Source organism: Pseudanabaena sp. SR411, from assembly GCF_002251945.1.
In the GTDB taxonomy this organism is placed as follows: Bacteria; Cyanobacteriota; Cyanobacteriia; order Pseudanabaenales; family Pseudanabaenaceae; genus Pseudanabaena.
This window is the reverse complement of the sequence record NZ_NDHW01000253.1, coordinates 1-11,123: the sequence shown is the minus strand read 5'-3', so window position 1 is coordinate 11,123 and position 11,123 is coordinate 1. Positions and strand designations below refer to the sequence as shown.

12 protein-coding genes are annotated in these 11,123 nt (G+C 41.8%); 3 read left to right on the top strand and 9 right to left on the bottom strand.

Translation table 11 applies throughout. The features are described 5' to 3' along the window. Positions 1-159: 159 nt before the first annotated feature. Positions 160-555 (top strand): hypothetical protein, encoded by a 396-nt coding sequence (locus tag B9G53_RS25785; protein WP_094536284.1) that lies wholly within the window; start codon positions 160-162, stop codon positions 553-555. A gap of 87 nt (positions 556-642) precedes the next feature. Then, positions 643-1,089 carry a tRNA (cytidine(34)-2'-O)-methyltransferase gene (locus B9G53_RS25780; protein ID WP_094536283.1) on the top strand — a complete coding sequence of 149 codons (447 nt, stop codon included), beginning with the start codon at positions 643-645 and terminating at the stop codon, positions 1,087-1,089. 136 nt (positions 1,090-1,225) lie between these two features. On the opposite strand, the gene B9G53_RS25775 is transcribed toward B9G53_RS25780, so the two are convergent. The 8 genes from B9G53_RS25775 to B9G53_RS25735 form a co-directional block, all read right to left on the bottom strand. Continuing rightward, complete coding sequence (locus B9G53_RS25775; protein WP_094536282.1) at positions 1,226-2,602, bottom strand: OB-fold nucleic acid binding domain-containing protein; 1,377 nt, start codon at positions 2,600-2,602, stop codon at positions 1,226-1,228. A gap of 169 nt (positions 2,603-2,771) precedes the next feature. Beyond that, positions 2,772-3,122 (bottom strand): STAS domain-containing protein, encoded by a 351-nt coding sequence (locus B9G53_RS25770; RefSeq protein ID WP_094536281.1) that lies wholly within the window; start codon positions 3,120-3,122, stop codon positions 2,772-2,774. Continuing rightward, positions 3,119-3,562, bottom strand: a complete 444-nt coding sequence (locus tag B9G53_RS25765) for an ATP-binding protein (protein WP_094536280.1) — start codon at positions 3,560-3,562, stop codon at positions 3,119-3,121. The genes B9G53_RS25770 and B9G53_RS25765 overlap by 4 nt, the downstream gene beginning before the upstream one ends. Positions 3,563-3,916: 354 nt before the next feature. Continuing rightward, entirely contained in the window at positions 3,917-4,717 is an 801-nt protein-coding gene (locus B9G53_RS25755) for an ABC transporter permease (protein WP_094536278.1), read from the bottom strand. Next, complete coding sequence (locus tag B9G53_RS25750; protein WP_094536277.1) at positions 4,710-5,615, bottom strand: ABC transporter permease; 906 nt, start codon at positions 5,613-5,615, stop codon at positions 4,710-4,712. The genes B9G53_RS25755 and B9G53_RS25750 overlap by 8 nt, the downstream gene beginning before the upstream one ends. 2 nt (positions 5,616-5,617) lie before the next feature. Then, positions 5,618-6,757: a hypothetical protein gene (locus B9G53_RS25745; protein WP_094536276.1), complete on the bottom strand. Its 1,140-nt coding sequence runs from the start codon at positions 6,755-6,757 to the stop codon at positions 5,618-5,620. A gap of 524 nt (positions 6,758-7,281) precedes the next feature. Beyond that, on the bottom strand, positions 7,282-7,803 hold the full coding sequence (locus B9G53_RS25740) for a phycobiliprotein lyase (protein WP_094536275.1): 522 nt from the start codon (positions 7,801-7,803) through the stop codon (positions 7,282-7,284). Positions 7,804-7,979: 176 nt separating this feature from the next. Continuing rightward, complete coding sequence (locus B9G53_RS25735) at positions 7,980-8,729, bottom strand: phycobilisome rod-core linker polypeptide (RefSeq protein ID WP_094536274.1); 750 nt, start codon at positions 8,727-8,729, stop codon at positions 7,980-7,982. A gap of 226 nt (positions 8,730-8,955) precedes the next feature. Between B9G53_RS25735 and B9G53_RS25730 the strand changes: the two genes are divergently transcribed. Continuing rightward, complete coding sequence (locus tag B9G53_RS25730; protein ID WP_094536273.1) at positions 8,956-9,861, top strand: alpha/beta fold hydrolase; 906 nt, start codon at positions 8,956-8,958, stop codon at positions 9,859-9,861. A gap of 50 nt (positions 9,862-9,911) precedes the next feature. Here the strand turns inward: B9G53_RS25730 and B9G53_RS25725 are convergent, their stop codons facing one another. Continuing rightward, positions 9,912-10,805, bottom strand: coding sequence for a bestrophin family protein (locus B9G53_RS25725; protein WP_094536272.1), 894 nt, complete (start codon positions 10,803-10,805; stop codon positions 9,912-9,914). Positions 10,806-11,123: the final 318 nt, after the last annotated feature.

Below are 11,123 nucleotides of genomic sequence, written 5' to 3'. Positions count from 1 at the left end.
GCCTATGTGAAGGGCATAAAACTTCTACCAGAAGACTTGAAACAGTATTTTCCATTTTGGCAACGTTCTGATACTTTACCCAAATGGGATATAACCATTGTTCCTAATTGATTGGTATCTTATTTCCTCGCAAGTCCCTAATCTAATAAATTTTTACCAATGGCAAAACTAGAGCGTTTAATTATGCTGGCAGAAGATGAGTTGGTGCAATACAGCACAAACGCCCGCAAAATCGAAAAACTACGCCAAAAAATCGGCTTATCCCTCAATAGGGCTGAACAAAAACAGGCAAAAGCTGAGTTACTCGCAGTCATGCCCACCGACGACATTAGCAAAATTGTAGAAAAAAATTGTCAATCCGTATCTCTGCCTTTTTGGGGTATTGCAGGGCTAGGTTTGTTGCTAGGTATATCAATGGAACAGCCTTTAGATTTTATTGCAACTGTTATTGGCACTGGAGCAGCGATCGCCTTACAAAAATGGGGATGGAAACTTCAGGCTAAACGTCTAGTCCTCCAAACCCTAGAAGATATTGAAGAACGTTCTCAACGCTAATAAAAAGAATTGCGGCACTTCGTACCTTAATTCTTCTATATTTAGAGACTGTGTAAACAACACGGTCTTTAAATATATTTATAGTCAATGCTGCAAGTCGCTCTCATCTATCCCGAAATTCCGCCTAATACTGGCAATATTGCCCGCACCTGTGCTGCTACAAATACACATTTGCATCTAGTTGAGCCTCTGGGCTTTGAAATTAGCGATCGACAACTCAAGCGGGCAGGCATAGACTATTGGGAATATGTAAATGTAACTGTGCATCCCAATATTGAATCCTTACGCGAAGCATCCAATGGAGCAAGGTGGATTTGCTTTAGTGCGCGTGGAGCAAAACATTTTCGAGAATTTCAATACCAAGATGGTGACTGGCTATTATTTGGCAGTGAATCCAGTGGCTTACCTTCAGAAGTACTTGCTAATAATCCTGCGGTTTATATCCCTATGGAACATCCTAATGTTAGGAGTCTTAACCTCTCTGTGAGTGCTGCCCTAGGCTTATTTGAAGCCAGACGACAATTAGGAATGTAAAAGAAGAGGGGCATTGTCCCTCTTCTTTTACATCAATGTACCGATTAAATAAACTAAGAGATTTTTTGAAAGTGTTGCGAAACAACACTTTCAAAAAATCTCTTAGTTTGGGTTTGAGCGCAAAGCGTTGTAAGTTTTAAGTAACTAGTGCGTCGTAGGTGGCTTTGAATCCTGCTTGTTGTAGAGCTTTAACAGCAGTTTCTTCATCTTCGACCCAAAACTGATTGCCTAGTCGAACTAACTTTGGCATATATTCGATCGCCGCAATTACAGGGATTTTGCCAGAGTTATCAGGTTCGTTTCTGCCATAGCTAGAATTGCCATAACCAGAATTGCCTTGATTGGAATTACTATAATTAGGATTAGGATTTAAGGCGGTTTTAAGTTGTTGCAAGACTTGCCGATCGCTTGCCTGTTCGCGAGTAAGTTCGACCCGCACCATCCTCACGGACTCAATTGGCTGCATATTATCGATGATTAATTGTGTCTGCTCATCACGGCGATCAATCTTTCCCCACACCATCAAACGTTTATCTTTTTCGAGAAGATGCTTCACTTTATCAAAGGTTTTCGGGAAAACGACGGCTTCAGTGCTGCCAGTCAGATCTTCTAGTTGCAAAATAGCCATGCGATCGCCTTTTTTGGTGACAACTTCTTTGATATCCAGAATTAAGGCGATCGCGGTCACGATTTTGGTTTCTGATGAATCGGGAATATCACAGAGATTGATCGGAGCCATTAATTTTGCAGAACGGCTGACCACACTGAGGGGGTGATCGGAAATATAGAAACCTAACAATTCCTTCTCCATCCTCAGCTTTTCTTGGGATGAATAGTCTTGAACGCGAGTTGTGGTTGGCGCGGTATCAAAGGTTTTTGTCTGGCTACTTTCACCAAAAAAATCAAAAATATTGCCTTGTCCAGACGCTTGTTCCTTAGCACGTCGCGAAGCCCATTCCATGGTGATATCCAGATCATTCATCAACTGATGACGATTTGGCTCTAGTAAATCTAAAGCCCCAGTTTGAATTAATGCTTCTAAGGCTTTTTTGTTTAGAGATCGCGAATCGAGGCGACTACATAAATCCGCCAAAGATGTAAAAGCTCCATCTTGACGCGCCTGTAAAATTGAAGCGATCGGTCCTGCACCAAGATTTTTAATTGCGGCTAAGCCAAATAAAATTTGTTGTCCACGAGGAGTAAAGTCTTCCCCTGAACTATTTACATCAGGTGGCACAACGGGAATACCCATACTGCGACAGTTCGCAATATATCGCTGAACCTTGTCTTGGTCACCACTGACCGAAGACAACAAAGCCGCCATATATTCAACAGGATAATTCGCTTTAAGATATGCAGTTTGATAGGTTACATATCCATAGGCGACGCTATGGGATTTATTAAAACAGTTGGAGGCAATATAGCCATTGTCTAGTAAGAAATTGTGATCTTGCTCTAAGCCGATATCGAAAACACATTGTATGCCCAACGATTTACGACTGACGATTTTCATGCTTATTTCCTAAAATAAAAACCAATAAATTGTAAGCATCGCTCTGCGACGCTTACAATTTATTTAACAAAGAGGGTAAATAACCCACCGCTCTGCGGTGTGAGTATATTCTAGTAAAAATGAATTTGATAATACCCCGTCCGCTTGCGGCGGGGTGATTCATTGGTTTTTAAGGTTCAAATCCTTCTAATTCAGGAACTTCAGCTACTAAATGGACACCTTGGATATATAGTGAGCGACCATATTTACCAACGTTCTCTAGGCGTAATTTGCCGCCTTGCTTCTTAGCTTGCACTGCCATATCGATCGCTGCGCCTACGCCTCTACTGACGATCTTGGTCACTCCTTCAAAATCCAAAACGATCGCTGATAATTTGCGGTCAATAAATGGTTGCACGGCTTGTCTAAAATAGGGAACCGTGGTTACACTCAAAGCACCATTCAGTTTGAGAATAACTTGATCGCCATCAATTTGTTCGACGATCTTGAGTTCATCTTGTAAAAATGAGGAATGAGTCATGATTGGAGAATGGGTTTGGGGATAGACAGGAACTTACTCATACGGACTGTTGTACCTTGATTGGTAGATTCGATCTCGACCTTATCAACCAGCGCTTTGATCATATGTATACCAAATCCACCATTTTTGACACCAATCTCGGATATCAAATCAAAATCTGGTGGGGGTACACTATCAATATCAAAACCCGATCCACGATCGTGGACTTCTACAATTAGGCTGGTATGTGCCGCGAAAACTACAACTTCTACGTCAAGATCAGATGTACTGTAAAGAACCGCATTAACTAAAGCTTCCGTAAGAGCTTGTACGATATCTTGCACAGCATCAGGATCAAACCCCATTTTTGTAGCGAGTACTTCGACTGCTGCGATGGGAATGTCCTCGATTCCCTCAACGGGTGGAATTGAGATTCGCAGCTTTAAAGGCTTCTCACTCATGGGGAGTCATTCTGTAGCTTTGATTAGCTTTGCCAGATGTAATATACCACACGTTTTTAACCTATGTTTGCAAAACCAGTTAATTTTTGATAAAGCTTTTCAAAAAAGTATCACAATTTCCAAGTTTTTGATATCAGGTTTAATCGTGCTAAGTAAATATCAGAAGCTAGAACTTATAAGCTTTACAGAGCTTTTTCGTTAATTTCTATACTAGCTTATTGGAAATTGCGGCAGAGATTATAAATACAATATATTGTCACTATAAGCTTAAATTTACATTAGTAAATAAGCAATGAACGGAAAGATCTAGATTCAATTGAAGCTTGATTTGAGATTAGTAAGTACCATCAAAGCCTAATCATGATTGCCCCAACTTCTGATCACTTCGGCGATCGCCGCCATTGATGCTGAAGCAATAATTAGTAATACGCTGAGAGCATTTAATTCGGGCGTGACCCCCCCACTTCGTAGTGACGAGAAAATGGCGATCGGTAGTGTAGTTGAGCCAACGCCTGCGGTGAAATAAGCAATTACAAAGTCATCCATGCTGAGAATAAATGCGAGCAGACAGCCTGACACAATCCCTGGTAAAAGCTGGGGCAGTAATACTCGTAAGAAAGCTTGCACAGGAGTAGCGCCTAAATCAAGAGCCGCTTCTTCAAGTTTGGGATCGATCGTGGCAAGACGACTGGAAACGACTACGGCAACATAGGCTAAACAAAAAACGATATGGGCAATTACGATCGTGACTAAGCTAAGTGGTAATTTAATCGCTGCAAAAAATACGAGGGTAGCTACGGCGATTGCAATGTCAGGAATGATCAATGGCAAATAAGTAACACCACGATATAAACTCTTGCCTGGAAAATAATAGCGGGCTAACCCGACAGCCGTCAGCGTGCCTAATACGGCGGAGATCGATACCGCAGTTAGCGCCACACTGAGACTATTTTTTAAGGCTGCGAGCAAGGTTGGATTTTGAAGAAATTTGGCATACCACGCCCAAGTAAATCCCGTCCATTTCGATGGTGAAGGGGATTGATTAAAGCTAAAGATCGTGAGAACAGCGATCGGTAAGTACATATAAAAGAATGCAATTACCGTATACCAAGTTTGCCAACGCTTAACGGTAGGCACATTGATTTGACTAGCCATCACTTACCACCCTGCGATCGCCGTATTTAATTAGCAAAGCAATCACGATAGTTACGGCAAGAATTAACACCATACTCAGAGCCGAACCAAACCCTCGATTGCTACTTGCACCTAAAAATTGCAATTCAATAATTGAGGCGATCGTGCGACTACCAGGTCCACCTAATAGCTGCGGGTTAATGTAATCGCTAAAACTTGTAATTGATACCAGCGCCGATCCCGCAATAATCCCTGAGGAAACCTGTGGAACTGTAACCTGCCAGAAAGTTTGTTTGGCATTAGCCCCAAGGTCAGCCGCCGCCTCAAGTAGGCGTAAATCTAGACGTTCGAGCGAAGTATATAGAACTAAAACCATATAGGGCAGATAGGTGTAAATCATGCCAATAATTACTCCTTCAGCTTTGTTTAAAACATTGATCCCTGACAGCCCAATGAAGTTTAGAAAGGTATTTAAAACTCCTGTCGGGCGCAAAATTGTAATCCAAGCATAGGATCTCAATAAGGATGAAGTCCATAGGGGCAAGACAAATAGCAGTAGCAAAATGTTGCGCCAGCGCTTAGGAGCAATCACCGCCAGCCAGTAAGCGACAGGGAACCCTAAAAGCAGACAAAATCCCGTCGTGATCATTGCATAAAGCAGCGATCGCCATACGACGACTAGATAGATAAAGTTGCCACCAACGTACTCAAATACTCTTTGGTAGTTGTCTAGCCCAAACTCAGTTTTACCTAAAGGGACAAGGCTCTGAATTAAGATAAAAGCCGTTGGAATAATCAAAAATGCGATTAACCAAAAGCCACTGGGAAAAAGCAAGGCGACAGGCTCAAGCCATTTGAGGTGACGTACTGATTTCTGGCTAGGATCAGGGGTAATGTCTGAAGTGCTATTCACAGGCATATTTAGAAGTAAAGAACTCGTGAGTCAACACCTTGCGATCGCAGATAGCGAGATACTGCTTCTGCTGAATCGCGACTTTGGTAAGCACCTGCATGGATATATGTACCGCGCCCAGAATTAGAGAAAAAGGCGCTAGGAACATATTGACGCACTCGTGACAGTAAGAATTGATTGTTTGCAGTTGCAGGTATAGCGGCTACATAGCGGAATGCCGAATTTTGAGCGGCTTGAGGTAGCTGTGGTTCGTTACTATATCCAGTAGTGGTGGTATATGCACCACTACTATAAGCAGTATTGATTGGCTGAGATTGCACTGCGGAATAATTAGTAGCTGTAGAGATCGAGTTGTCGTAGGTGGTAGGGACTACCGTTGTAGCAGATGCCGCAGGAATAAATCCTGTCTGGGGCTGCACATAACCAGTAGTTTGGGTATAACCTGTTGCTTGCACAGTTGGTTGCACATATGAGGATGTTGATTGAGTGTAAGCAGTTGGTTGCACATAACCTGATTGCACGTAGCCTGTTTGTACAATTTGAGTCTGTGGTACAACTGTCTGAGTTACAACTTGGCGAGTCTCTGGGACTAGTACCTGTTGCCAACGGGGTACAAGCACCTGCTGGGTTTGTACTTGAGGGACGACAGTATTGGTTGTGATTTGCTGATATTGATTCTGGTTATAGGCGATCGCTTGTTGAGGTGCAGAGCTAAAAACTTGGGGTTGAGAGTCCACCTGAAAGCTTACTGGTTGAACAGTGGAACTTGGTTGAATGACAACCTGTTGGGGGCTAGGCAAGGAGACTACGGAAGAGGAAGAGGTTGAGGTTTCTGAGAAAGGAACTTGAACATTACTTTCCTTGCCACCTGAAGCTTTAAAATACTTTTGAGCTGACAGCCCCGATTGTTGCAAGGCGATCGCGAGGCTATCAGCACTAATTTCCGAGTTAAATGTACCTGCCTGAATTACAGGCTGATCGTTGATCTTGGTTGCAAAAGCAGTTGGGGAGACAGTGCGAACTCTCTGTAACGTTACAGCATCATTACCTGCAACAAAAATCACAAAACGTGCCGAGGCGGCTTGAGCAATCGTCAAAGATGCGATCGCCACAGAGCCGAGAATACTAAACCTTTTGACCCAATTCACAGCAGTACATCCTCACACTTGAATGTAATAACGGTTAAGTTTAACTCAACTAGAATAAAGGGATGATTTTTCTAGTCAAAATTATTTGGTTTATTTAAGCACTTAATTCATCAAAATATGACAGGCTGGAATAGATCACAACAATTATCAAGCAGATATCAATCAGACAAACCACAAGATATTTTTGGAAAGTGGTGCTTCGCACCACTTTCCAAAAATATCTTGGTTTGGGGTTGAGTGCTTTAGGATGGGCGGGCTAAGTAATGTTCGTTCTACATCTTTCTAAATCTATTTACAGAGTCTAAATAAAGTAAGCATATGGAAAAAATTAAAGCTGGTTTAAATATTGCAATTTTTATCTTTTTAGCAGGTTTTATCGGCTTAGAAGTCTGGACATTAGTATCACATCTCTTAAAGACATAAAGTAAATGCGGCAAAGCCCAGTAATAGAATGGCGGCGCTGCGCGCCGCCATTCTATTACTGGGCTTTGCCTTGTACTAATACAAGTGACTACAGCTATATTTTATGCCTTTGGTGGAATACTGCGGATTTCCGAATAAAACTTAGAAGATTGGACTCGGCGATCGCTAGCAAGATCACATTGCAACAAAGTTGCCACGCGAAATCTTAAGTTAGGATTTCCATACCAAATTCGCTCCTCGATCACATTTTGAGCAGTCACTGTATGAATTGTTAGAGCTTCATCTGCCCCAAGCTCATAGACACCCTTACCTTGTTTGGTCAAAATCAAGCCTTTTTGTGGTGAAGCGAGATCATAAGGGACAGGCACAACTAAGGCCTGTCCCTTATGCTTATTACTGCTTAGAGATTCTTCCTCCCATGACATCTTCATCGGATGCATGACAGTATTTGGATTAATGTCATATTTCTGGCAAATCGCAATCAAGTCTGGATCATCAAGACTTAAGGCGGTAATCTCAATCACAGAACGAGTATCATTACCATTTCCCTGACTAAATTGATGATCGCTGCGTTGCGATCGCCAACGACCGACAAAGAGTTCGAGAAATTGATGAATATCCATTAGTGAAAATAGTGAAAAATAAAGACAAGACTTAAGAGGGACAAACAAACTTTAGTTAGTTTTGACACAAATTTTATAGTAATTTGCAGTCAAAGCAAAGGGGGCGCTTAGCGCCCCCTTTGCTTTCTGGGTTTTAAAGAGTAAGAGGGTTTACACCTTGCCCTTTAAGTTGAGATTTAGCGACGAGGAACTAAACGTTCGTAGTCAAGGTTTTGAGCAGATATAGGGGTTGTGGTAGCAGGAGGAGCCGCAACGCTACGAGCCATATTCAAGAACAAAGCTGGATCGCCTGTCTTTGGCGCTCTGTCGGTAACCACATAGCTGCGGACAGTATTTTGCCAGATAAGTTGAGGGAAGCCCAACTGTGCGCGATGGTAAGCATCGTAGCGAGGAGACTTGAGATTGAAAGGCACTTCGCCAATTCTTTGGCTAGGTAGAACCCGACGACGTTGGTAAGGCAAGATGTCATCGCCGAAAGCTTCAAGATATTCATCGCTGTTGATTAGCGCATCAATGAAACCTTCAATACCTTTGGTTGCAACTACGATTGACCAAGCAATTTTTTCTTTTTCGCTGTAAACATCACGACCAAGAACACGTTGAACAGTTTGCTCTACAAAACGATAGTTGCTGTTTTTGTCATAAAAACTGCTTCTATAGGTCTTAGAAAGTACTAGTCCACGCACAAATTGTCTGACCGAGATATTTCCAGAACGCAATTGCGATTCTAGAGCAACTTCGCGATCGGTTGCAAAAGCATGGAAGAAAATTTGACGATAGGCGGCTTCAATCAGTTCACCTAGATCACCACTAGAAAGCAGGTTTGCAGTGTTATAAATGCGAGGTGTGCTGTCACTACCAACTGTATATCCAGCGACGCGAGAATTTTGCGATGCTGGAGCGTAATTCAACAAAGGAAGAGCCACGTTTAAATCTCCAAAATGTTATCGAAAAGTTATAAAAATACCTATTCCCAAACATACAATGAGTTTGGGGCTAAATAAGCTAAATATAATTACGAGAGGCTAATCTCTAGTCAATGATAGGATAGGCGAAATTAGCTAGTTCTAATTGCTTCACATAAGTTTACCTTTTAGAAAGTAGAGGATACCTTGTACTACCTCTTCCTAGCCCATAAATTAAGTTGTTGTAATGTTTTTTGATTATCGTAAGTTTGCCGATCGCTTTTGGACATGGCGAGGCTATGAGATTGGTTATTGCGCTGAGGGATTAGAGGATCAAGGATTAGAAAAAGATAAGCCTGCGATTGTCCTGATTCATGGGTTTGGCGCTTCGGTGGGGCATTGGCGCAAAAATGTGCCAGTTTTGGCGCAAAAATTTAGGGTTTATGCGATCGATTTAATAGGTTTTGGATCTTCGGCTCAGCCCAAACCGAGTGAGTTGCCCTATACCTTCGAGACTTGGGGGCATCAGGTTGCTGATTTTGTGCGTGAGGTGGTGGGTGATCGCGCCATATTGGTGGGTAATTCGATTGGCGCAGTGGTGGCTATGCAAGCGGCGATCTATGCCCCTGAACTGATCACCACAACAGTATTAATTAACTGTTCATTGCGACTATTACAAGAGCAAAATCAATTATCGATGCCTTGGTTTAAGCGCTTGAGCGTCAAGACTGTTCAAAACATTTTGGGTAATCGAGCGATCGCCAAATTATTTTTCGATCAAGTACGTAAACCGCGATCGGTAAAACAAATTTTGTCGCAAGCCTATGTAGATCTTAGTGCTATTACCGATGAGCTAATTGAAATTTTAATCAAGCCTGCTCAAAATCCTCATGCTGTTGATGTATTTATGGCTTTTGTGCGCTATTCACAGGGACCAAGACCTGAAGATTTGCTGGCGATTTTACCCTGTGAGGCGATCGTGCTATGGGGCGATCGCGATCCTTGGGAGCCGATAGAATTGGGACGTAAGTCTTTTACGAGATTTGATTGTGTTAAGGAATTTATTGACATTCCCAATGCGGGGCATTGTCCACAGGATGAAGTGCCAGAGATAGTTAATGATATTTTGCTAAAGATTTCGCAAACCAAGTAATCAATTTGTGATGGTGCTGCTTTGCAGCACCATCACAAATTGATTACTTGTTAGATTGCCGAATCCTTATCATTGCTAACCAACAGTAAATCTTCAATATTTCGCATCATGCTATTACAGATATTATCTAGTGGTAAATCATTGGCATCATGACCAAAGGGATCTTCAATTTGAATACCAATTTCTTCAATTCCTAAGAGAGTAAAACTAATCAGAGCGACGATTGGTCCAGTCATCCATTCTAGTTGATCAACCATTTGGAAGGGAAGTGACAAAGAGTAAATCATTAATAATTGCTTTAAATGGATAGAATAAGCAAGAGGAATTGGGGTTCTAAGAATACGTTCACAAATGCCTGCAACATCAATCATGTAGTTTAAAAGTTGAACCATGTCACTAAGCTGATAGCGATCAAGCTTGTCTTGTTGAGCTTGTTCTTGAAGATAGCTACTAATCCAAAAGGCAATTTCAAGAGGTGGATGATTCATCGTTTTAAGGCGATGAAATTGTTCAGAAGAGAGGTTGGCTTCGAGTTCAGCGTTCACTGGTTCCGATCGCAAATGTAGTTTTAAGGCGATCGCAAAAGCTGGTAATAGCTTAACTGCCGCAACTTTAGCTTGGCGATCTCTTGGTTGTTGCTCTGAAATTGCTACTAAAATTTGTCGTGATAGATTCCGTACTGTATTTACGAGAGTTCCCCATGCTTTCCGTCCTTCCCAAAAGCGTTCATAGGCTGTATTGGTACGAAATACGAGTAATAAACCCAGTACGATATTAGGAATAATGCTACCTAAAATCGGTAAAGAAACTTTGATACTCAAGAGATGAAGAGTATAAATTACCACCCCAAACAATCCACATAATAGCGATCGCGGTAAAACTTCTGGAACTACCGAGCCTTCCCAACGTAGGGCAATATGAAACCAACTATCCTTTTTTTTCATTAGAGATCGGGATCTAGGATTGCTATATGCGTAAGAAAGCTTTGAAATTATAGGTTAATTCCTCGCCTTTTTCTGAGCAAGTAATACCAATTCACGAAAGTGTGGTCACACTTTCGTAAATTAAAAACCAAACCCAGTGAGGGTTTTAAAGCCACAAAATGGCGTAGCTATTTTGTGGCTTGGTCTAAGTACAGGACAAAAAATTAATGGAGTTAAAAAAGGCTTGAGAATTAAGATGAAGGTCAAAGATGAAGTGACGCAGAGAATCAAAACCAAGACGAAAAATGCTTTTAGGTAAGCGCCCGTGCTTTTTAGGTT

What these genes read in the sequence shown, in the direction of transcription:
- B9G53_RS25750 (WP_094536277.1), bottom strand. Translation starts at nt 5,615, where the DNA reads ATGCCTGTGAATAGCACTTCAGACATTACCCCTGATCCTAGCCAGAAA.
- B9G53_RS25770 (WP_094536281.1), bottom strand. Translation starts at nt 3,122, where the DNA reads ATGACTCATTCCTCATTTTTACAAGATGAACTCAAGATCGTCGAACAA.
- B9G53_RS25775 (WP_094536282.1), bottom strand. Translation starts at nt 2,602, where the DNA reads ATGAAAATCGTCAGTCGTAAATCGTTGGGCATACAATGTGTTTTCGAT.
- B9G53_RS25725 (WP_094536272.1), bottom strand. Translation starts at nt 10,805, where the DNA reads ATGAAAAAAAAGGATAGTTGGTTTCATATTGCCCTACGTTGGGAAGGC.
- B9G53_RS25780 (WP_094536283.1), top strand. Translation starts at nt 643, where the DNA reads ATGCTGCAAGTCGCTCTCATCTATCCCGAAATTCCGCCTAATACTGGC.
- B9G53_RS25765 (WP_094536280.1), bottom strand. Translation starts at nt 3,562, where the DNA reads ATGAGTGAGAAGCCTTTAAAGCTGCGAATCTCAATTCCACCCGTTGAG.
- B9G53_RS25730 (WP_094536273.1), top strand. Translation starts at nt 8,956, where the DNA reads ATGTTTTTTGATTATCGTAAGTTTGCCGATCGCTTTTGGACATGGCGA.
- B9G53_RS25740 (WP_094536275.1), bottom strand. Translation starts at nt 7,803, where the DNA reads ATGGATATTCATCAATTTCTCGAACTCTTTGTCGGTCGTTGGCGATCG.
- B9G53_RS25785 (WP_094536284.1), top strand. Translation starts at nt 160, where the DNA reads ATGGCAAAACTAGAGCGTTTAATTATGCTGGCAGAAGATGAGTTGGTG.
- B9G53_RS25755 (WP_094536278.1), bottom strand. Translation starts at nt 4,717, where the DNA reads ATGGCTAGTCAAATCAATGTGCCTACCGTTAAGCGTTGGCAAACTTGG.